The following is a 21506-nucleotide window of genomic DNA, read 5'->3' as shown; positions in this document are numbered from 1 at the left end:
AGCGCCCGCTTCGCCGAGTCAACCGCAGCACACAGGAGGAACACCATGCAGTCACGAATCACGCGTCCACGGGTGGCCCGAGCCGCCCTCGCACTCACGATGGCCGGTGTCGCCGCCCTCGCGCTGTCCGGATGTTCCGGAGCCGCGACCGCGTCGTCGACGAGCTCGGTTTCGAAGGCGGATGCCGCGAAGGCGACCAGCGCCGAGGACTTCGGCGGCATCGACGGCCTGGTGGCCGCGGCCAACGCCGAGGGACACCTGAACGTCATCACCCTGCCGCCGTCGTGGGCGAACTACGGCAAGATCATCGCCGGCTTCGAGAAGAAGTACCCGAAGATCAAGATCACCTCGGCCAACCCGAACGGTTCCAGCGCCGACGAGGTCGCCGCTGCCAAGTCGCAGAAGGGCCAGAGCACCGCACCCGACGTCTTCGACATCGGCACGGCGGTGCTCAGCCAGAACCTCGACCTCATCGCTCCGTACAAGGTGGCCAACTGGGCCGACATCCCCGATGAGTTCAAGGATGCCGATGGCAAGTGGTACTACGACTACACCGGCCTCATGTCCATCGGCTACGACTCCAAGCAGATCACCAAGGCTCCCACCTCGGTGGAAGACCTGCTCGGCTCGGAGTACAAGGGCAAGGTCGCGATCAAGGGCGACCCCACCCAGGCCAACGAGGCGGCGAGCGCGGTGTACTGGGCCGACCTGCAGTCCGGCGGAACCGCCGACGACATCCAGCCCGGCATCGACTTCTTCGCCAAGCTGAAGTCAGCGGGCAACTTCCTGTCGGTTCTGCCCACGCAGGCCACGGTGAACTCGGGCGAGACGCCCGTGGTCATCCAGTGGAGCTACAACAACCTCGCCTGGGGACCCGACGGCGGCTCGACCGGAAACCCCAACTGGAAGACGGTCGTTCTGCCCGGCGTCGCGCTCGGCAGCTACTACAACCAGGCCATCAACGCCGACGCTCCCAACCCGGCCGCGGCGCGTCTGTGGGAGGAGTACCTCTACAGCCCCGAGGTGCAGAACCTCTACCTGGCCTCCGGCGCCTACCCGGCGACCCTCGCGGCGATGCAGGAGAACAAGACCGTGGATGCGAGCGTGCTGAAGTCGGTCGGCGAGCCGCCGAAGGACTTCGTGCAGCTGACGAGCGACCAGGCCGCTGCCGCAGCCACGGTGCTCGGCTCCAGCTGGTCAGCCGCCATCGGCTGAGAACCCCCTCATGACCGCGACATCCGCAGAGATCGCGACGGCCGCCGTGCCTCGTGACGTGAGCGCCACACGGCGCGCACGTCGCGGGGCCGGCTGGCTCGGCTTCACGCCGTTCGCCGTCTACGTGATCCTCTTCCTCGCCGTACCGACCGCCTACGCCGTGGCCAGCGGGTTCTTCACCAACGACGGCGCATTCACCATGGCGAACCTCGCCGCGTTCGCCAATCCGGTGATCATCACCGACTTCGTGAACTCCGTGGTGGTCTCGGCGGTCACCGCTCTCCTCAGCGCAGTGGCGGGTGCGCTCATCTGCGTCGCCCTGCTGGCGACCCGGCCGGACGGAATCCTGCGTACCCTCGTGGATTCGGCCAGCAGCGTGCTCGCGCAGTTCGGCGGCATCATGCTCGCCTTCGCCTTCATCGCGCTCATCGGCATCCAGGGGGTGCTGAGCATCTGGCTGAAGCAGGCCTTCGGGGTCGACATCAACGCGAACGGCCCGCTGCTCTACCAGGTGAGCGGGCTCATCTTCCCCTACGTCTACTTCTCGGTGCCGCTCATGGTGATCACCTTCATGCCCGCCGTCGAGGGCCTCAAGTCGCAATGGGGTGAGGCGGCCGCAACCCTCGGCGCCACCCGCGCCGACTACTGGAGGAGGATCGCCTTGCCCATCCTCGCCCCGGCGTTCTGGGGCAGCACGATCCTGCTGTTCGCCAACGCGTTCTCGTCGTTCGCCACGGCGGCCGCCCTCATCAACCAGGGCGGCATCGTGCCCCTCGCCATCAAGCAGCAGTTGACCAGCGAGACGATCGTCGGAGTCTCGAACACCGCCGGTGTTCTGGCCCTGGGCATGATCGCCGTCATGGTCGTGGTGATGTGGGCCTATTCGGCCTTGCAGCGACGTGCGCGGAGGTGGCAGCGATGAGCGAGAGCGCGGCCGCTGCGGCCGCTCCTCTCGTGACGCAGTCCACGCGGGCACGCCCCGTGCGCGAGCGCCCGGTCGGAGCGGTGCCCACGCGAACCACGGCCGTCGTCATCCTGGCAGTCGCCGGCATCCTGTTCCTGCTTCCGATCGGTGCTCTGCTGCTCTTCACGTTCCGCGTCGCCGGCGACCCGAGTGCCTTCACACTCGCCCACTACGCCGCGATCTTCGACCCCGATCAGGCGTACACCTACGACGGCCTGTTCGAGGGCATCGGCAACTCCCTGGTCATCTGCGCGATCACCGTGCTCATGGTGCTGCTCATCCTGTTGCCGACCATGGTGCTCGTCGAGCTGCGTTACGTTCGGATGCGACGGGTGATCGAATTCGTCTGCCTGCTGCCGATCACCGTGCCCACCGTGGTTCTCGTTGTCGGGTTCGTTCCCGTCTACCAGGTCGTGGCCGGAGTCTTCGGTCCGGTGCCGTGGACGCTGTCATTCGCCATCGGCATCATCGTGCTGCCCTACGCCTACCGGCCCATCCAGGCGAACCTGCGCTCGATCGACTCGGTCACCCTGAGCGAGGCGGCTCGCTCTCTTGGAGCCGGCTGGTTCACCGTGCTGTGGAGGGTCATCCTCCCCAACCTGCGACGCGGCATCCTCTCAGCCGGCTTTCTCACGATCGCCGTCGTACTCGGCGAGTTCACCATCGCCTCCTTCCTCACCCAGACCACGTTCCAGACGGCGCTGTTCCTGCTGCAGCAGACCGATCCGTACGTGGCCGCCATCTTCGCCGTGTTCGCCCTGCTGTTCGCCTTCGTTCTGCTGGCGGTCATCGGGCGAGCCGGCGCCATCCCCCGAAAGCGAGCAAAACGATGACGACGACGGTTCCCATTGCTCCGACCGGTCCGCTGGCCATCGCCGGCACGGCGGTCGAGCTCTCCGGGGTGAGAAAGCGATTCGCCTCGCACACGGCGCTGGCGGGAATCAGCCTCAGCATCCGGCCCGGCGAACTCGTCGCACTGCTCGGACCATCGGGCTGCGGCAAGACCACCGTGCTGCGCGCGCTGTCTGGCTTGGAGCGCATCGACGAGGGCAGCATCACCATCGACGGCGACGACGTGGAGAACCTGCCGGTGAACCGACGCGACATCGGCATGGTGTTCCAGTCGTACTCGCTCTTTCCCCACCTCAGCGTGGAGCAGAACGTGGAGTTCGGCCTGAAGATGCGGAGGGTGGATCGCCGGCGTCGCGCTTTCCGCGTCGCCGAAGCCCTCGAACTCGTGGGACTCGGCGAGCACGGAGCGCGCTACGCCTACCAGCTCTCCGGAGGGCAGCAGCAGCGGGTCGCCCTGGCACGCGCACTCGTCACCCGGCCCCGGGTGCTGCTGCTCGACGAGCCGCTCTCCGCCTTGGACGCCAAGGTTCGTGTGCAGTTGCGGGAGCAGATCCGCCGCATCCAGCGCGACCTCGGAATCACCACCCTCTTCGTGACGCACGATCAAGAGGAGGCACTCGCGATGGCCGACCGGGTGGCCGTGATGAACGCCGGCGTGATCGAGCAGATCGGCACGCCTGAAGACCTCTACCTGCGGCCCGCCTCCCCCTTCGTCGCCGACTTCGTCGGCCTCAGCAACCGGATGCGCGGCACCGCCGCATCCGGAACGGTCACCCTGTACGGGCAGCAGCTGCCCGTGATCGGAGACGCCGTCGGCGGTGAGGTGACCGCGTTCGTACGCCCCGAGGACATCATCTTCGCCGGCACCGGCATTCCGGGACGGGTCGTCGCCTCGAGCTTCCTCGGTTCGCTGCGCCGCACCACCGTTCGGCTCGACGACGACTCGATCGTCGCCGTGCAGCACGAGGTCGAGAACCGGCCGGCACCGGACTCCGAGGTGCGGCTGCGCTTCACCGGACGCCCGGTCGTGGTGCGTTCGACGCAGTGACCACCAACTCGAAGCGCGCTGAAGGAATCAGGCGCGCAGCAGCACCTTGCCGACGCGGCCCGGCTCGTTGCTCGCCGCAACCGCCGCACCGATCTCGCCCAGGTCGTGGGTCGCAGCGACGGGCAGTGTGAGTGTGCCGTCGAGCACGCGACCGATCAGTTCACCGAAGAGCTGACCGCGGATGTCGGCCGGCATCTGGCGGCTGACCGCGCTTCCCCAGAAGCCCTTCACGCTGACCTGCCGGAAGATGATGTCGCCGGAGGAGATCTCGAGGTTCGGTGCGGCCATCGCGCCGAAGACGACGAGGGTGCCGTTGTCGGCCAACGCCGAGACGACTTGGCCCGCCGCTTGACCCCCGACCGAGTCGATTCCCACGCGGATGGGGGCGCCTCCCGTGATCGCTGCGACCTCGTCGAGCCAGCCGTCGGAGTCGGTGGCCACGATGCGCTGGATACCCTGCGCCCGCAGTTCGTCGACACCTGCCGCGCGCCTCACCAGCCCGACGACGTTGATGCCGCGGGCCGCGGCCAGCTGGGCGACCATGCGACCCACAGCGCCATTCGCGGCGTTCTGGATGAGCCACTCGCCCTGCTGCAGGTCGAGCGAGTGCAGCAGGCTCAGCGCGCTGAACGGCATGGCCACCAGCTGGGCGGCGGCCTCGTCGGGCAGCGCATCCGGAACCGGGATCAGCCCGGCTGCGTCTGCCACGAAGTACTCGGCCCACACGCCGAAGGTGCCGCCGGTCGTGACCCGCTGGCCGACCTCGAGGCTGTCCACACCCTCGCCGAGTGCGTCGATCACTCCGACCGCCTCTGTCCCCGCCTGTGCGGGGAGTTCGGGCTTGAACCCGTAGGTGCCGCGCACGGTCCACAGGTCATGGTTGTGGATGGGCGAGAGCAGAGTGCGCACCCTCACCTGTCCCGGCGCGGGCTCAGGCAGCGGCCGGTGCTCGACGGCGAGAGCTGTGGCGGGGTCGCCGAATTCGCTGTGGACGAGGGCGCGCATGGTGTCCGCCGGGTTCGGGTTGTTCATCAGTGCCTTTCCGTCGATCCCGTCACGCGCCATCGGTGACACCCGACCGCTGAGCGGTCAGCGTGCCCGGCGCCGAGGCGGACGATGTGCGCGAACAGACAGGGTGCACGCGCCGAGGATGAGCAGGACGACAGCAACCAGTATCGCAGGCTCACCCTGATACCCGCTTGCCGAGAGGGACCCGGAAGCTCGGTCGGTGGGTGCGGATGGAGTCGGCGGCACAGGAGGAACCGGCGTCACCACCAGGTCTGCACTGGCCGAAATGACGCCCGGCGACAGGGGGTTCTGCCACTCCACCGAGGCCGTGTTCACGAGCGCGCCGACGGCGGTTGCGAGAACTTCGACGTCGATCTGAACCGGGTCGGCGTTGGCCGCGATCGACGGGAAGGCGCAGTTCAGCGTGCTGCCTGCCACGACGCACGCCGGATCCGAGACGCTCACGATGGAAAGCCCACTCGGCAACGGATCACTGAGCACTACGTTCGTCGCGGCACCGGGGCCGGCGTTGGCGATCGTCAGTCGGAAGCTGCCCGCACCGCCCTGTGCGACGGCCGAGGGAAGTGCCTGCTTGGTGAGGCTGAGAGCAGCCGGCGCGGGGCCCGCGACGATCGTCGCCGACGACGAGTTGTTCGCCAGATTCGGGTCGTACGGTGTGGAGGCGCTGCGATCGGAGGATGCACTGCTGGTGATCGTTCCCTCCGCCGTCACCCGGGCGACGACGGTGAGCACGGCACCGACATCCGGATGCGCAGGGTCGAGGTCGATGGGAAGCAGGCCATTCGGCAAGGTCCAGATGCCCGTCGCGGCGTTGTAGGTGCCGGCGGTCGGCGTGGCCGAGATCAACTCCAGACCCGACGGGAGCGGCGCCGCGACGAGAAGCAGACCCGACGGGTCGCTGAACCGGTTGCTGACGTCGATGGTGAACGTGACCGTGTCGCCGACGTAGCTGACCGGCTTGTCCACGGAGGCGCGCACATCGATGTCGGCGGAGGGCACCGTGAGGTCAACCGATGCGACGTTGTTGGTGATGTCGGGATCGGGCCACAAGCCGCTTCGTACCGAGGCGGTGTTGCGGAAGAATCCGCTCTCAGCGTTGACTCTGGCGTGTACTTCCAGGGTGACGCTCGCGCCGTTGGCGAGGTCGCCGATGGTCCACACTCCCGTCGAGCGGTCGAAGCTCGTACCCGCCGGAGCGATGACGTCGAGGATACGAGGGTCCGTGCCTGCGGCGTCGAACCCGGTGACGTCTTCGGCATCATTGGGGCCGGCGTTGGTCACGGTGATGTTGTAGACCACCTCCTGCCCAGGACGCGCGATCAGGTGGTCGACGCTCTTGAGAACGCGAATGTCGTTCAGACGGATGATCCCGAACGGCACGGAGGCGAGGTTATTGGAGGGGTTGGTGTCCGTCTCGCCGACAGTGAATAGCGAGACCGAATTCGTGGTGCTCGAGGGGGCCACGCCGACTTCGGTGAGGCGGATGGTCGCGGACTGACCCGAGGCGAGCGCGCCCACCGTCCAGACGCCGGTCGCGGGGTCGTAGGTTCCCTGCCCGGACTGCGAGACGAACTGCAGTCCGGTCGGCAGCGCGTCGAGGAGCGAGAGCCCCGTGGCGGCGGTCGGGTCGGGCCCGGACTGGTTGTTGGTGGCCGTCAGCTCGAAGGTCAGGGGTACCCCTATGGGGACCGCAGTGGGGGCGTACCCGCCGCTGTCGACGATCGATTTGGTCACGGCGATGTCGAGAGGCGGCTCGACGCCGGTGACGGTGGCACTGGAGACGTTCTTCGAGGGGTCGGTGTCCTGTTGATTGAGCGCGTCGATCGTGGCGGTGTTCGTCTGCGAGCCCGGCGCAATGACCCGCGCTGTGAACGTGGCGTGGGCGAGGCCTCCAGGTTCGAGTGTGCCGATGTCCCAGCGTGAGTTCGCGGCGTCGGCGGTGCCCTGCGATATCTGCGAGGTCAGGATCTGCACGCCCGGCGGAGTGTTGTCGATCGCATACACGTCGTAGGCCGTCTCGGGGCCGAGGTTCGTCGCATCCACCTGGTAGGTCACGACGTCGCCCACGGTGGCGGTCTGCGGGAAGACGTTCTTCACGATCGAGAGGTCGGTCAGGACGGGGCGAACTGTGAGCGTGGCGCTCGAGGCGTTGTTCGTGGCGTTGTTGTCGGGGGGCGACGACGTGGGGGCCAGGATCGCGAGGTTGGTGAAGGTGCCCACTTGAGTCGTCTGCACGCCGATGGTGAACGACGCGGTACCCCCGACCGGCACACTGCCGACCGTCCAGACACCCGAGACGGGATCGTAGGTGCCGTCGCCGGAGGAGGCCGCAGCGTCGTAGACGAGAGACGGCGGCAGTGCGTCGAAGAGCCGTACCCCCGTTGCATCTCGCGGGCCGAGGTTCCTCACCGTGACCCGGAACGCCGAATCGGTGCGGTAGGCGACGGTGGTGTCGCCCACGACGGTCTTGGTCACCGCGAGGTCGGCCGTGGGTGTGAACGGTGACAGCGTCACGGAGGCGAGGTCGTTGACGGGATTGATGTCGAGCTGGTCGACGTGCACCACGGCCGCTGTATTCGTCGTCGGAGCACTCGAATTGACCTTGGCGACGACCTGGAGCGTGACGGATTGGGAGACCGCGAGGCTGGGAATGGTCCACAGGCCGGTTGCCGGGGCATACGTCGTTCCGGCAGGGGGCGCCGATGACACGTACTGCAGGCGACTTCCGCCGGCGAGAGAGGGAACAGGGTCCGATACCTGCACGTTCGTCGCGGGGCTCGGGCCGTAGTTGGTCGCCACGATCGTGTAGGTCTCATTGGCGCCGACGTCGGGCGCGGGGTTGGCGGCCGTCTTGACGATGCCGACATCCGTCGCCACCGGGATGCTGAAGGAGGCAGGCGGCGAGACCACGGACTGACCGATCGGTGTCACGGCACTGGCGGTGGCCGTGTTGACCAGATATCCCGCCGTAGTCAGATCCTGCGTTCGGATGACGGCACTGCCTGTGCACGTGGCGGTCTGCTGTGGCAGCAGTGTGGTGCGATCGCAGGTGATGGCGGAGGTCGGGATGCGGTCGTCGGTGACGGCGACGGTGCTCAGTGTGGAGGACCCTGTGTTGGTGATCCCGTACTGGTAGCCCACCTGCTGGCCGATCGCATACGGCGCGGGCGTCGAGGCGGCCTTGGTGAGCGACAACGCCGACACGAGCGGAACCGTCACATTCGCCTGGGGCGACACGACTCGACCACCGCCCGAGTCGTAAGCCGACGCGGTCGCGACGTTCGTGACGGAGCCGGCTGCGACGTCGGCGGAGGTGACGGTGTAGGAACCTCGACACACCGTCGTCGAGCCGATCGCCGGCGCGGGAGCCAGGGTCGTCGAGTCGCACGCGATCGCAGGGATGCGGTCATCCGCGATGGCGAGAGCCGACACGGGGACCGTGCCCGCGTTGGTCACCGTGTACTGGTACGGAATCTGCGTGCCAGCGGAGATCACCGCCGGAAGCGTTGCCTCTGTGCGATCCACCTGCTTGGCGAGTTGCAACTCCGGGAGCGGATCGATGGTGGAGATGCGTGCCGCCCGCACGAGGTGCACGTCGGTGCTTCCTCCCGTCGACGACATGATGCCGAACTTGTACGTGGACGGAACCTCGGGCGGCGCAAGGATGTTGAGCTCCTCCACCCAAGGACCGCCGTCGGTGTATTGCACCTGCACGATGATGCGCGGGATCGGATTCGCGCCGCTCACCGGGGTGACCTGCACATTGACCGTGCGCTTGGAGTCCGCGATGTCGGCACCGCGCAGCGTGCCACGACTGGCGTTCAGCGTCGTTCCGGGATGCTGCGGGTTCGTGACGGGCGTCGGCACTGTGGCGCCGATGAGGCAGTAACCCACGATGCCGCGGCCCGGTCCGCGCACGGCGATGACGTTGGGTGCAATGGGGCCGTTCGACGTCGTCGGCGACTTCTGCGTCGCCGGGCATCCGTTTCCACGGTTCTCGCCGTCGTCCCAGTAGTTGCCGTAGGAGTCCAGTCCGACGCCGATGTAGCCGCCTTCGATTCCAGGGCTGAGGTTCCGCTGCGCGTAGCCGAGGCTGCCGCCGTCTGCGCCCGTCTCGTTGAGGTTCGTCGAGCCGTCGACGAGGAAGAAGCCGATTCCGTCGGCTCCGCTGCCGCCGTACTGGTACTGCTCGAAGGTGATGGAGACACCGGCTGTGGCTTGAATGGGCAGGTTGTAGAGGGCCGCGCCGCGAGTGAAGCCGCCGTTGTCTGTCAGTTGCAGGTACCCGGGTGTGACGGCGAGCGGCGGCACAGCGCCGTTGCGGTGCGTTGAGCAGTCGGGAAAGTTCGCCGATCCGGCCGGTGGGGCGCCGTTCGCGCCGGTCAGGCAGGCATCGTTGAGCGCCACCCAGTTCGGGTCGGCGACGCTGGAGCCTTCGAAGCTCTCGGCGACGACGGTGGTTCCGCCCGTCGGCGGATCGGCCGAGGCGGGGGAAGGCGGCTCAACAACGGCTACGCCGATCGCGCCGATCGCGAGTGCGACGACCAGCAAAGCTGCGCGACCACTGGGCCTGGCCCCGGCCGGGTGCCCCTGCAGAAAGCTGCTCCGCATGGCACCCCCAACGTGAGCACGTCTCATCTGCTCTGGCGTCAGTCAATCACAGCGCGCCCGCTGGGTGCCATACCCGCCCTTGCGAGGCTGGTGGGAGGTTGATGGGATGCGGCGGCGCGTGCGCCCCGAGGATCGCGATCCTGCGCAGGGCACCGGAGAAGACGCCTGAAAGTGGGCTGTTCTAAGCCGCGTGATTCCGGCGCTCGTGGATAGCTCATTGATAGGAATCCTCTAGCAGAGCGCAAATTATCCTCTACCGATTCCGCACCAGCAAAATAGCTGCTCAGATCAGTAATCGGATCGCCCAGATCCTTCAAGGACTGGTTCCACCACCAAGGTGTGAAATGTCCGGCCCAAACGTCATGTCCAAAAGCTGAATGTCTCGATGGATGACTACTGGCAGGTGAGCTGTGGCATCACCGTTGGGCGAAAAAGTGGCGGAGAAGGGGTGCTGGGTGGCACTTTCGATTCCTTCAGTCGTGAGCGGTGTTGACCATCCCAGGTCCGTGATCGGAACGTGTCTGCTGCGAATTGCCGTTACTACAGCCGTGTCTCCGACTGTGCCACCACTTTTCGCGGAAACCAGTTGATGGAACTGGAGAATCGGCTCGAATGTCGCGGCAACATTGTCAGCATTCGCACGGTGAACGAACTTGATCGATCGTTCGAGCTCGCGAAGGGCTCGATGCGGGTACGGTGAGCCCACGGCGCCGACAAGCACCCGGTGATTGCCGAGCCCGTTGTGCCTCACCGTAAAGTCACCGACACCGTAAGCCTGTACGCGGCCTCCCGCTTCGCGCCATTCACAATTCGAGACTTCGATCCCCATCGGGATTCGTGCGGGAACTCGAGCTGTGTTGTATCCGAAACCTAGGAGCCGGAAATGATGCGGGATGCCTCGTACAGCGGGAGTCGTTCCGTAATAGGCCTGCATCGCATCCCGGAGTATCTCTGGCCAGTCGAGGGGGTTCTGACCGGCAAGCCGATCGGCAACCCATTCGGCCATCGACTGACCACCGACCTCGGCGAGCCCGGTGAAGCCCATCAACAACTGTCCGTTCAAGAGGAACGTCTTCATCGCGGAGTCCTCGAAACTCACCGCACGGCCGCGCACAAGTCTGGTGACGCGGCGATCGCTGACGATGACTGCATACTCGGGGGTAATCGCCCACGTGATCAAGGTCATGCGCGATGGTACGACATCGACGTTCCACCAATGTGGAGTCAGGTCCGGGATTACCAAGCAGTGACACGGGACTGTCACTCGTCTGTCACTCGTCGCTGACTGTCGACGAGCTTCCCTGCAACTCGGTGCAGCGAAGTTGCCGCTGACCTGCGGAACCCATTTCTACGGAACGCCTTGACGTCGTACGACGTCCTAGGACATGTCAGTTACACGTCATATGTCAGTCCCTGTCAGTCACCGAAATCTCATGGAAGCTCTCCGTCCTCCCCGGTCAGCCAACAAAAATCCGATTTGCCAAAACGTCGGTGGGTGTGCGTATTGTTCTCGGCATGCCTCGCACCGACGCGTCCCTCCTCGCCGCAATCGCGGCGCTTCGACGCGCCCACGAGGAACCCACCTGGAAGCTGCTTACCGCCTACAAGGGTCCGGAGGTGATCAGCATCCTCCGGTCAAACTTCTACGACGCCGGTGCCAGCCGGGTCCCTGCGGCACGTCTCGTGGAGCGGGTCGCCGACGACCTCCGCGCGATCGAACGCACCGACCGGAACATGCTCCTCAGTCCCCAGAAGTACATCTCCGACTGGGTCGGTGACGGCTGGCTGCTGCGCGACCTCAGCGACGACGGGACCGAGGAAGTGTACGACCTGTCCCCGGAGGCGCTGCACGCGATCCTCCTCGTGGAGCAGATCACCACCCCGGCGTCCTCGGCCACCGAGTCGAAGATCTCCTCGACGTTCAACCAGCTCACCGAGATCGCCGTCGCCACCGACGAGAATGGCGAAACCCGCCTCGCCGCCCTCATCGCCCGCCGCGAGGAACTGGACCGGCAGATTGCCGACGTCCTCGACGGGCGCACCACCGTCACCGGCGACGAACAGGCGCTGGAAGCGGTCCGCGGCATCCTCCGCGACAACCGGCAGCACGAGGCGGACTTCGCCCGGCTGCGGCGGTCCGTGGACACCGCGCTGATGGACCTGCGCCGGCAGGCGATCGAATCCGACGGCGCCCGCGGCGACGTCCTGGAGCTCGTGCTGCAGCAGGTGAACCAGCTCGACAACACCGACTTCGGCCGGTCGTTCAAGGCTTTCTATCAGGTGCTCGGCGACCCGGAACGGATCCGCGGCCTGGAAGCGACCATCGAGGCGCTGCTGTCCCGCTCGTTCGCCGACAAGCTCACCGCCCGCGAGTACGAAGAGCTACAGGACATGATCCCGAAGCTGCTGCGCCGAGCCTCCGACGTGCACGCCGTGTTCGACGCCCTCGCCGGCAAGCTCCGCTCCTTCGTCGAGGACCGCCACTTCGCCGAGGAACGCCGCGTCGACCAGATCGTCCGAGACATCTACGGGGCGTACCGGACGCTGTCGCAGACCCAGCACATGTCCGGTCGCACGAAGGTGCCGTACGAGCTGCAACTGTCCACCAGCGAGATCCGCTCCGCCAGTCAGATCCAGCCGAAGCTAGTGGACACCACGTTCCCGGACCCGGTGGACGACAACTCCGCGAACACCGCCCCGGACATCGCCACCCTCGCCCACCTGGTCGAGGAGTCCGACATCTACTTCCCCGCCCTGCGGAAGAACATCGCGGACGCCATCGCTGTCCACGGCGGAGGTGTCTCGATCGCCACGATCCTGAGGCTGCACCCGGCCGCGCAGGGGCTCGCGTCCCTGATCGGCTTGGTGCTGCTCGGCCTGCGCGGCGCTAGCGACCCGACGAAGAAGACCGCAGCCGTCTACGCCGACAAGCACGAGACCGTGTCGTGGACCGACGGCCGGTACGCCCGCATCCCGAAGATCATCTTCCACTCCGAGGAGAGCCGTGTTTGACGAGCTCGGCCACACCCCCAGTGCCACCGGCCCGGACGACTTCGAGACCATCGATGGGAACGCCCGCTCGATGTACTTCGAGGGTGACACCGGCGAGTACCGCGTCACGCTGCGGACCGCGATCGTGAAGCTGGTCCGCGGACCGCTGCTCAGCTTCGAGGACGACCCGGAAGCGTGGAACGCGTTCGCCGCGAACCGCGAACTGGTCACCAAGCACCTGGCGGAGATGTTCCTGACGGTGAGATGCGACCCCGACCGGAAGATCGCGTTCGCGAAGCAAGCTGAGTCCGACCACGCGTTCCCGAAGCTGATGACGAAGAAGCCGCTCACCCTCGTGGAGACCGCCGTGCTCATGTACCTCCGCCAGGCGCTCTCCCAGGCCGCCGGGCAGGACTACGCAGCGGTGTCCACCGAGGAGATCTACGACGAGATCCGGGTGTTCACCAGGCTCGACGGGAACGCCGCCGGATTCCACAAGAGCGTCGAGAACGCCGTCGACAAGATGGTCAGCTACAACATCCTCCGCCCGCTCCGCGGCTCCGAAGGCCGGTACTCCGTCCAGCCGGTACTGCGGATGCTGTTCGACGCCACCCAGGCTGTCGCGCTGCTGGAAGCGATGAACACGATGATCTCCCCCGCGAACCGCGCCACCGAACCCGAAGGAGCAGCCAACGATGACTGACACACTCACCCTGATCGACGACGCCAGCGAGCCCCGCCCCGACCCGCAGTTCCGCCTCACCCGGTTCCAGATGGTGAACTGGGGAACTTTCAGCGGGTACTGGGACATGCCGGTTTCCCCCGACGGACACCTCATCACCGGCGAGTCCGGGAAGGGGAAGTCCACCATCCTCGACGGGTTCGCCGCCGTCCTGTTCGCTCCGAAGGACCTGGACTTCAACGCCGCCGCCCGCGATGCCACCACCAAGGGACGCGACCGCACCCTCCTCACCTACGTCCGCGGCGCCTACGGCAACAAGCCCGACGACGAGTCCGACGCCACCACCCAGTACCACCGGCAGAAGATCGCCACGTGGAGCGCCCTGTCGCTCGAGTTCACCCACCCGGACAAGGGCGTGGTCAACCTCATCCGCATCTTCCGCGCCGCCGCTGGCACCGAGGACGTGGAGTCCCTGTCGAAGGTGGCGATGATCCTCGACCACAGCTACGACCTGAAGGACCTCGAAGAGCTCGTCCGCATTCGGCTGGACTCCGGCGTCCTCAAGCGGAAGCTGAACCCGGTCCTCGTAAAGTCCGACTTCGCCCGGTATGCGGAGCGGTACCGCGCGCTTCTCGGCATCGAGTCCGAGCAGACGCTGGCGCTGCTGCAGAAGATCCAGGCGATGAAGGGCCTGGACAGCCTCGACGGGCTGATGCGGGAGTTTATGCTGGACACCCCGCAGACGTTCGTGATCTCCGACCGCGCCGTCACCCAGTTCACCGACCTGAAGGCGGCGCACACCTCCGTCGTCACCGCGAAGGCGCAGCGGGACCACCTCCGCCCCATCGTCGGGATCGCAAAGGACCGCGAGGAGGCAATCGAAGCAATCGCCACCCTCGAAAAGCAGTCCTCCGCCGTGGAACGCGCTCGCATCGGACGTGCGGTCAACCTCCTCACCGAAGGCATCCGCACGGCGGAGACCGAGGAGGCCACCGCGAAGAAGGACGCCAAGACGGCTGCCCGCCTGTTCGAGCAGTACGACACCCAGGTCCGTGGTCTGCAGGCTGCGTACGACGGCGCCGGCGGCGACCAGCTGAAGGAGCTGGACACCCTGATCGACCGAGCGGCGCGCGAGAAGTCGGCACGGTCTGCCGCATGCCGCACCTTCCACTCCACACTCGCTGGACTCGGTCTGCCGCTCCCGTCCGACGCGGACGAGCACGCCGCCGTCGTGGCCGCAGCCCAGGCCGAACTCGACGGGATCGACCAGCAGCACAAGGACAGCCGCGGCGAGGCGTACTCCGCCCACGAGCGCGTGGCGAAGCTGGGCGGCGAGCTGCGGAACGCCGAGCGGGAGCTCGCCTCGCTGCAGAAGCGTCATTCCAACATCGACGACCGGGACGTTGACCTTCGCGACGTGATCGCCCGAGCCTGCGACCTCGACCCGTCTGACCTCCCGTTCGCTGCCGAACTGATGCAGGTCAAGGGATCCGAGTCCGACTGGGCCGGCGCGATCGAGCGGGTTCTCCGTTCGTTCGCCACCTCGATCCTCGTGCCGTCCGAGCACGCCTCGAAGGTGTCCCGCTACGCGAACGGCCGTCACCTCGGCCGGGACGTGTTCTTCATCTCCGTGCACAACCGCGACGTCCAGGAGCGCACCGACTACTCCGCGGACAGCATCATCCGGAAGTTGGACGTCGCCGACCACCGGTTCCGCGGGTGGATCCTGGACCGGCTCCGGAGCAACCTGAACTACCACTGCGTCGACAGCGTCGACGAGCTGGGCGGAAACCGTCTCGCCGTCACCCGGGAGGGCCTCGAGTCCTCCCCCGGGGACCGGTTCGCCAAGCGCGACCGTCACAACATCAACGACCGGAGCCGGTGGGTGCTCGGGTTCGAGAACACCTCCAAGCGGGGCCTGGTCGAAGCGCGAGTCATCGAGCTCCGCGGCCTGCTCGAGAAAGCGGTCGACGCTCGCACCCTGGTGGAGGCGGAGCAGGAGGCTCGACGTGCCCGCGAGGGGAAGCTCCGCTCCGTCATCGCCCAGGACTGGGCTGACGTGGACGTCCTCGGCGCCGTCGACGACATGGACTCGTTGACCATGACCCGGGACTCCATCCTGAACGACAACACCGACCTCGCCGCTATCGCCAAGCAGTTGGACGCCGTGAAGAAGCTGAGCGACAAGCAGGCTGAAGCCCGCGAGGAGGCAGCCGGGATCGTGGCAGCCGCAACCCGAGACCGGGAGCGCCTCGCCGTCAGCCTGGCCGCCGAGCAGCGCCGTCTCACCGGGGAGCCGGAAGCGGACCCAGAGACCCTGGCAGCGATCGACGCCCGGTTCGCTGCGGAGGACTGCTCCGACATGGATTTGCTCACCGACGTGGCCCGGCAGATCGCCGCCCAGATCACCGAGGATGAGGACAAGGCTCGTGCGAAGCTCACCTTCACCCTCGCGCACATGACGAAGGTGTTCTCGAAGTTCCTCCGCGACTACCCCGACGTGGGCGCCGACCTGGACGAGAGCATCGACTCGCTGCCGGACTTCCTCGCGCTGCTGGATCGGATCGAGCGGGACCGACTGCCGGAGTTCGAGCGGGAGTTCCGCCGGCTCATGCAGGAAGGCCCGACCCGGCACCTCACCGACCTGATCCACCGGCTCGAAGAGGAGCGGAAGCTGATCGACCGGAGGATCGAGCCGATCAACCGGGCGCTGTCCGAGACGTCCTTCAACCGCGGAACCCACCTGCAGATCGAGGTGAAGAAGGTGACCGTGGAGCCGCTGAACGAGTTCAAGCGGATGCTGCACGAGTTCATGCAGCTGTCGATCCGGGCGGCGGAGGACACCGCCGAGGAGCGGTACGAGAAGCTGGACCAGATCATCGGGAAGCTCTCCTCCGAGGACCGCGAGGCGGTGCAGTGGAAGCAGGCGGCGCTGGACGTCCGCAAGCACGTCCGGTTCGTCGCCAACGAGTACCGCGGCGAGGAGATCATCGACGTCCACACCTCCGGCACCGGCCGCTCCGGCGGCCAGCGGGTCAAGCTGGTGACGTTCACGCTCGCGGCCGCGCTGAAGTACCAGCTCAGCCAGCCCGGCTCCGACAAGCCGCTGTTCGCCGCCGTCATCATCGACGAGGCGTTCGCGAAGGCTGACCACGGGTTCACCGAGCAGTCGTTGGAAGTGTTCCGCACGTTCGGGTTCCAGCTGATCCTCGCCACCCCGAACAAGATGCTGATGACGTTCCAGCACTACGTCGGCGGGGTCACCATCGTCGACCGGTCCGACATGACGAACCAGAGCTCCGTGCACCACATCTCCACCGACGAGCTCCCGGAGTCCGCATGACCGACCCGTTCGCCCCGGTCCGCCGGGAGACGTTTAGAAAACTGAACCGCAACCTGGCGGAATGGGTGCACACCGCGGTGACCGGGCAAGAATTCTCTCTCCGCATCCCGATCACGGGGGTGTCGGAGACGGACGCCATCGCCGACTGGGATCAGACGCTCGCGCGGGTGCAGGCCTACCACGGTCATACCGGCCATGGCGAGGTGAACTTCGCCCGGAGGCGTTGGCGGGCCACCGGTGTCATCGACATACCTCGGTACATAGTGTTCACCTCGGCCGCCGACGCCAGCCGGTTCGCCCGCGCCGACGAGATATGGGATCTCGCCTACCGGCGGGTGACTGACCTCCGCGACGAATGGCCGGAAACACAGGAGATCCGCCGCGGTGTCCTAAACCTGCTCACCGGGTTCCCGGAGGACGAATGGCAGCGACTCCTGACCGCGCTCCGCTGGTCGGAAGACCACGATGTCGACGGGCTACTGCCCAGGATGGTGGCGATAGAAGGCCTGGATACCAAGCAGGTGCAACGGCTGTGGCCCACGGTCAAGCTGCTCGCCGGACTCGGTGTTCGCCGGAACAGCCAGCCGATCGGTGAGGTGCGGGCGGTGGAGACGGTAACGTTCGTCCGACTCCTCGACGACGACCTCCGCGTCCAGGCCGGCGGTCTGGGGCTCTTCTGGGCGCCGCCGTCCGAGCTCGAGAAACTGCAGGTCACCCCCCGGCAGGTGATCATCTGCGAAAACCTGTCGAACGGGTATTCGTTCACGGACCGCTCCGGCACCGCCGTCCTTGCCGGCAAAGGCAACGACGTCGCCCGGTTCGCTGAGTTCCCTTGGGTCAGGGACGCGGAAGTGCTGTACTGGGGCGACATCGACACGTACGGGTTCCGGATCTTGAACCTATTCCGTGGCCACATGCGGAATGCCCGCTCCGTGCTGATGGACGAGACGACCCTGCTCGCAAACCCTGGCATGTGGGTGAGGGAGGAGAACCAGACCATCGGAGAGTTGACCGAACTGACGGCGGAAGAGCAGAAGGTGTACCGGTCGTTGATCGACGGAACCCATGGCGACAAGGTACGGCTCGAGCAGGAGCGGATCCCGTGGCCGCAGGTGGTTGCCGCGCTCGGATAGCACAGCTACCAGCTAGTCCATAAACAAAGACGGCCCCTTGCGGGGCCGTCGGGCCATGGTTGGCGTGAACCAACCAGGCGGGGTGTAAGAATGCTATAGCCCCCGGATCCGGGGCGCCAGTCCATTTGGAGTCCCGGGCGTGTCGAGGTGCGAATTGACCAGTTTACCAGCCAAACCACATAGGCCGGCCGATCGCCTGATCGTCTACATCGATGGCTTCAACCTCTATCACGGCATGCATGACGCAAGCGGCCGGAGCGCGCTCTGGATCGACTTCGTCCAACTCGCCAAGCTCCTCAGGCCACGCAGTCGCCTTGTCGCGGTGAAATACTTCACCGCGCCCGTCCTCGATGATCCGGGTGGGCTCAGCCGGCAGGCGCACCATCAGGCCGCCTTGCTCGCGAAGTACCCCACACTCTTCGAAGTAACCCAGGGACGCTACCAGACAAAGACAGTGACCTGTTTCAAGTGCAATGCGCCGCGGCAGGTTCGCGAGGAGAAGGAAACCGACGTCAATATCGCGGTAAGTCTGGTGAGTGATGCAGCACAGCGGCACATGGACGCAGCCCTGCTGATCAGTGCGGACAGCGATCTGGCTCCAGCCGTTCGAATGGCGAAGAATCTGCAACAGAACACGTTCATCGCGGCCGCCTTTCCGCCGGAGCGCTACTCGAATGAGCTGAAGGCCCTAATGCCGGCCTCGTTCCAGATCGGCCGTGACCGGGTAAGAAAAGCACAACTACCTCCCTCTTTCTCGGTGGGCTCGACGACGTTCAACAAGCCGACGAAGTGGGCCTAGATCTGTCGACCGTGGCTGCGACGACACTCGATCCACATCAAGGGGAAGATCGCAGCTCAGCCAAGCGGGGTGTTCACTCCGAGGGTGTCAGCGCTCGCGCTCGTCGCCCAGCAAGCTCTCGCTACCGAGCGCTTCATCGCAAGAAGTCATGCGCAGCGTGACCCGGCCAGGTCAGGCGCGCGAAACCCAAAAGGCGAACATCACCATGCGGCCGCCATCCGCCAGGTCAACCTCGACCGGGAACGGAGGTGCTTGGTCCGGTTCGGCGTTGAACCCATTCTCGCCGAAAAGCTGACGCGCGGCTGAGTCGAGGACTTTCAGCACCTCGGCGTACTGACGACCGCTCTTGTCCGAGTACACGTACTGCATAGGTTCGAAGGGTGGTACCGCCCCGGCAGTCTGCAACTCGCCGATCGCCGGAACGGCGCCGGATCGGGATCCGTGATCTCTTGCCACCGCCGCCGTTAGCAACGGTGCAACGATGTCACCGCCCCCCGGGATCGACTCGAACCGGGCAACCCCGATCCACACTCGGACCGGCGAACCAGTCACGTCCTGCAGTGCCTCATGCCATGAACTCACAACCGAACATCATACGGAACTGGCCAGCGACCAAGTTTCGGCACAGAGATTCACCGAAGCGCAGGACGGCGCGTCATGTCCAGCCCGCACACGGCGTCGACCAGAAGACGTCTCGTTCGCAGAACTGAATCGGCCTGACTTTCGTTCCTATCGGGAGCCTTGTCCGACAGGTGCCGGTTGGGCTGATTCCAGGTCAGCGTAGTGCGCCTGCTCGACCTCGAGTGGGGTGCGCATGTCCAGCTCGCCGTGCAACCACTGGTTGTTCCACCACCAGACGTACTCGAGGGTTGCGAGTTCGACCTGCTCGACCGTGCGCCAGGGGCGCGCTGACGGATCAACTCGGTCTTGTAGAGGTTATTGATCGCCTCAGCCAACGCGTTGTCATAGCTGTCGCCGACCGTTCCCCTGGACGGGATCGCCCCGAGTTCGACGATCCGGTCGGTGTAGACCATCGCCATGTAGTTCGAGCCGTGGTCGGAGTGATGCGTCAGCCCGGTCAGGTCACCGCCCGCGTCCCACGCGGCCATGTCGAAGGCCTGCAACAGCAGGATCTCGGCCTTCAGGGTCGCGGCAACGTTCCAACCCACGATGCGGCTCGAGTAGACGTCCGTGACGAACGCGACGTACGCGAACCCGGACCACGTCGCCACATAGGTGATGTCGGCAACCCAGAGTCGGCGCGGGGCATCAGCGGTGAAGCGGCGATTGACTAGGTCCTTCGGCCGGGATTGCGTCGGGTCGGTCTTTGTCGTGAAGACCCGCTTGGACTTCTTCACCCCGCGCACCCCGGCCAGGCGCATGAGTCGTTCGGTTTGGTCGCGGCCGATGTCCCAGCCCTGCCGTCGCATCAACGCGTGCATCTTGCGGCGCCCGTACACGCCGTAGTTCTCCGCATGCAGCCGCGCGACTTCCGGGAGGAGGAGATCGTCGCGCAGCTGTCGTGCCGACGGCGCACGAGTGCTCGCGGCACGGTAGCCGCGCGCGGTGAGGAACCCCGTGACTGCCGGCCTGAGGACCCGGCAGATGAGCTCGACCCCGAAACGATCCCGGTGCACGTCGATGAACCGGATCATCTCAGTCAGGGGCGGTCGAGCTCCTTCGCGAAAAGCACGCTCGCAGCCTTGAGGATCTCGTTCGCCTTCCGCAGCTCGGCGTTCTCCTTCTTCAGACGTTTGATCTTCGCCGCTGCGTCCGTGCTCAGCCCGGGCTTCGCCCCGGCATCGACCTCATAACGGCGCTGCCACAACCGCAACGTCTCAGCGCTCATCCCAATCAGCCCCGCGACGTGCCGGACCGCACTCATCATGTTCGGGTGATCCTGCCGTGCCTCCGCGAGCATCCGCAACGCCCGCTCACGCATCTCCGGCGAGTACTTCGTATTCATCGAGTTCCATCCTTGCTTGAAGAACGGAACGAAAGTCAGGCCGATTCACCAACTGCAGCAACTACAAGAAGGGCTGGCCGCTTCCGGCCAGTCGGTTCATCGAGCCACCGCCAGACTGACCCGGCCGCTCTCAGCAGCTCCCGACACCCCCCGCGTACCGACTAACCGAACAATTCGACGCGCCCAAAAACAGGGAATCGGGCGTTCAGAGGGTACCGACCTCGAAAAAGATCCTCTGCAGAAGTGCCAGACCACACGGAACAGACGACAAAAGGCCCCCGGAACACCGGAGGCCTCTTCTTTAAGCCAGTTCTAAGAACAACTGCCGAGGGCAGCTTAGACAAGCCCCTGAAAGTAGCGGGAGCGGGACTTGAACCCGCGACACCACGATTATGAGCCGTGTGCTCTAACCACCTGAGCTATCCCGCCGCAGCCTCGACGCGAACATCGCGCAAAGCCGGAGCCCCGAGTCAGGATTGAACTGACGACCCCTTCCTTACCATGGAAGTGCTCTACCACTGAGCTATCGGGGCGCGTCCCCCATCGCGTCACCGCGATTTGGCACCAGTAGAGAATAGCATCCCCGCAACGGGGCCGAAGACAGCCACGAGACGTGCGGTCTCGGCCGAGCGGATGCCGCTGCGTGCCCTTTCCGAGCAGCATGCCACCGGGACCGCCCTGTCCTCGGCAGGGGCTCGCCCCCGGCCCAGGTTGAGGGCTGGTACCGATAACCGTCGCGTGCGGGCGGCGTAGCGTGAGCATCATCCACAGAGTCCCTCGATGTGGAATCCCGTCGCTATTGGGGTGATGATGGGCGCGATCAGCGCGAGTCCGCTCGCCGGAGCATCAACCGACATTCTCCGACCGCGCCTG

Annotated in this window: 13 protein-coding genes, 2 tRNA genes and 1 pseudogene; 9 read left to right on the top strand and 7 right to left on the bottom strand. The window is 65.9% G+C overall.

Features of this window, described 5'->3' with window-relative positions; all coding sequences use genetic code 11:
• The first annotated feature begins 45 nt into the window (after nt 1–45).
• From WDJ51_RS12130 to WDJ51_RS12115, 4 genes are read left to right on the top strand one after another with little or no spacing between them, the layout of a single operon-like run.
• Complete coding sequence (locus WDJ51_RS12130) at nt 46–1215, top strand: ABC transporter substrate-binding protein (protein WP_337852709.1); 1170 nt, start codon at nt 46–48, stop codon at nt 1213–1215.
• A gap of 10 nt (nt 1216–1225) precedes the next feature.
• Entirely contained in the window at nt 1226–2137 is a 912-nt protein-coding gene (locus WDJ51_RS12125) for an ABC transporter permease (protein WP_337852708.1), read from the top strand.
• Nucleotides 2134–3012, top strand: coding sequence for an ABC transporter permease (locus WDJ51_RS12120; RefSeq protein ID WP_337852707.1), 879 nt, complete (start codon nt 2134–2136; stop codon nt 3010–3012). The genes WDJ51_RS12125 and WDJ51_RS12120 overlap by 4 nt, the downstream gene beginning before the upstream one ends.
• Entirely contained in the window at nt 3009–4079 is a 1071-nt protein-coding gene (locus tag WDJ51_RS12115) for an ABC transporter ATP-binding protein (RefSeq protein ID WP_337852706.1), read from the top strand. Before WDJ51_RS12120 ends, WDJ51_RS12115 begins: the two co-directional genes overlap by 4 nt.
• A 27-nt stretch (nt 4080–4106) precedes the next feature.
• On the opposite strand, the gene WDJ51_RS12110 is transcribed toward WDJ51_RS12115, so the two are convergent.
• The 3 genes from WDJ51_RS12110 to WDJ51_RS12100 form a co-directional block, all read right to left on the bottom strand.
• Nucleotides 4107–5084, bottom strand: a complete 978-nt coding sequence (locus WDJ51_RS12110; protein WP_337852890.1) for a zinc-binding dehydrogenase — start codon at nt 5082–5084, stop codon at nt 4107–4109.
• A gap of 84 nt (nt 5085–5168) precedes the next feature.
• Nucleotides 5169–9659, bottom strand: a complete 4491-nt coding sequence (locus WDJ51_RS12105; RefSeq protein ID WP_337852705.1) for a DUF7507 domain-containing protein — start codon at nt 9657–9659, stop codon at nt 5169–5171.
• A gap of 373 nt (nt 9660–10032) precedes the next feature.
• The gene (locus WDJ51_RS12100) at nt 10033–10905 is read right to left on the bottom strand and encodes a hypothetical protein (protein ID WP_337852704.1); all 873 of its coding nucleotides are present in this window, start codon (nt 10903–10905) and stop codon (nt 10033–10035) included.
• A 329-nt stretch (nt 10906–11234) separates the two neighbouring features.
• Between WDJ51_RS12100 and WDJ51_RS12095 the strand changes: the two genes are divergently transcribed.
• The 5 genes from WDJ51_RS12095 to WDJ51_RS12075 all read left to right on the top strand — a co-directional run bounded on the left by WDJ51_RS12095 (nt 11235) and on the right by WDJ51_RS12075 (nt 18667).
• Complete coding sequence (locus tag WDJ51_RS12095; RefSeq protein WP_337852703.1) at nt 11235–12731, top strand: DUF3375 domain-containing protein; 1497 nt, start codon at nt 11235–11237, stop codon at nt 12729–12731.
• The gene (locus WDJ51_RS12090; protein WP_337852702.1) at nt 12724–13413 is read left to right on the top strand and encodes a DUF4194 domain-containing protein; all 690 of its coding nucleotides are present in this window, start codon (nt 12724–12726) and stop codon (nt 13411–13413) included. The genes WDJ51_RS12095 and WDJ51_RS12090 overlap by 8 nt, the downstream gene beginning before the upstream one ends.
• Nucleotides 13406–16735 (top strand): ATP-binding protein, encoded by a 3330-nt coding sequence (locus tag WDJ51_RS12085; RefSeq protein ID WP_337852701.1) that lies wholly within the window; start codon nt 13406–13408, stop codon nt 16733–16735. Before WDJ51_RS12090 ends, WDJ51_RS12085 begins: the two co-directional genes overlap by 8 nt.
• The gene (locus tag WDJ51_RS12080; RefSeq protein WP_337852700.1) at nt 16732–17868 is read left to right on the top strand and encodes a Wadjet anti-phage system protein JetD domain-containing protein; all 1137 of its coding nucleotides are present in this window, start codon (nt 16732–16734) and stop codon (nt 17866–17868) included. The genes WDJ51_RS12085 and WDJ51_RS12080 overlap by 4 nt, the downstream gene beginning before the upstream one ends.
• Before the next feature lie 154 nt (nt 17869–18022).
• Entirely contained in the window at nt 18023–18667 is a 645-nt protein-coding gene (locus WDJ51_RS12075; RefSeq protein ID WP_337852699.1) for an NYN domain-containing protein, read from the top strand.
• Nucleotides 18668–18838: 171 nt separating this feature from the next.
• Here WDJ51_RS12075 and WDJ51_RS12070 read toward each other — a convergent pair whose 3' ends face one another.
• From WDJ51_RS12070 to WDJ51_RS12055, 4 genes and pseudogenes are all read right to left on the bottom strand, one after another.
• Nucleotides 18839–19036: a hypothetical protein gene (locus WDJ51_RS12070; protein ID WP_337852698.1), complete on the bottom strand. Its 198-nt coding sequence runs from the start codon at nt 19034–19036 to the stop codon at nt 18839–18841.
• Between the two features lie 360 nt (nt 19037–19396).
• Nucleotides 19397–20633: pseudogene (locus tag WDJ51_RS12065) on the bottom strand (IS3 family transposase).
• A gap of 355 nt (nt 20634–20988) precedes the next feature.
• Nucleotides 20989–21062, bottom strand: a tRNA-Met gene (locus tag WDJ51_RS12060).
• A 32-nt stretch (nt 21063–21094) separates the two neighbouring features.
• Nucleotides 21095–21166, bottom strand: a tRNA-Thr gene (locus WDJ51_RS12055).
• Nucleotides 21167–21506 lie beyond the last annotated feature (340 nt).

It is taken from the genome of Rathayibacter sp. YIM 133350 (genome assembly GCF_037404875.1).
Classification (GTDB): Bacteria; Actinomycetota; Actinomycetes; order Actinomycetales; family Microbacteriaceae; genus Orlajensenia.
The sequence above is the reverse complement of the archived record's forward strand: the minus strand, read 5'-3'. Positions and strand labels throughout refer to the sequence as shown.

What these genes read in the sequence shown, in the direction of transcription:
- WDJ51_RS12130 (WP_337852709.1), top strand. Translation starts at nt 46, where the DNA reads ATGCAGTCACGAATCACGCGTCCACGGGTGGCCCGAGCCGCCCTCGCA.
- WDJ51_RS12125 (WP_337852708.1), top strand. Translation starts at nt 1,226, where the DNA reads ATGACCGCGACATCCGCAGAGATCGCGACGGCCGCCGTGCCTCGTGAC.
- WDJ51_RS12120 (WP_337852707.1), top strand. Translation starts at nt 2,134, where the DNA reads ATGAGCGAGAGCGCGGCCGCTGCGGCCGCTCCTCTCGTGACGCAGTCC.
- WDJ51_RS12115 (WP_337852706.1), top strand. Translation starts at nt 3,009, where the DNA reads ATGACGACGACGGTTCCCATTGCTCCGACCGGTCCGCTGGCCATCGCC.
- WDJ51_RS12110 (WP_337852890.1), bottom strand. Translation starts at nt 5,084, where the DNA reads ATGCGCGCCCTCGTCCACAGCGAATTCGGCGACCCCGCCACAGCTCTC.
- WDJ51_RS12100 (WP_337852704.1), bottom strand. Translation starts at nt 10,905, where the DNA reads ATGACCTTGATCACGTGGGCGATTACCCCCGAGTATGCAGTCATCGTC.
- WDJ51_RS12095 (WP_337852703.1), top strand. Translation starts at nt 11,235, where the DNA reads ATGCCTCGCACCGACGCGTCCCTCCTCGCCGCAATCGCGGCGCTTCGA.
- WDJ51_RS12085 (WP_337852701.1), top strand. Translation starts at nt 13,406, where the DNA reads ATGACTGACACACTCACCCTGATCGACGACGCCAGCGAGCCCCGCCCC.
- WDJ51_RS12080 (WP_337852700.1), top strand. Translation starts at nt 16,732, where the DNA reads ATGACCGACCCGTTCGCCCCGGTCCGCCGGGAGACGTTTAGAAAACTG.
- WDJ51_RS12070 (WP_337852698.1), bottom strand. Translation starts at nt 19,036, where the DNA reads ATGCAGTACGTGTACTCGGACAAGAGCGGTCGTCAGTACGCCGAGGTG.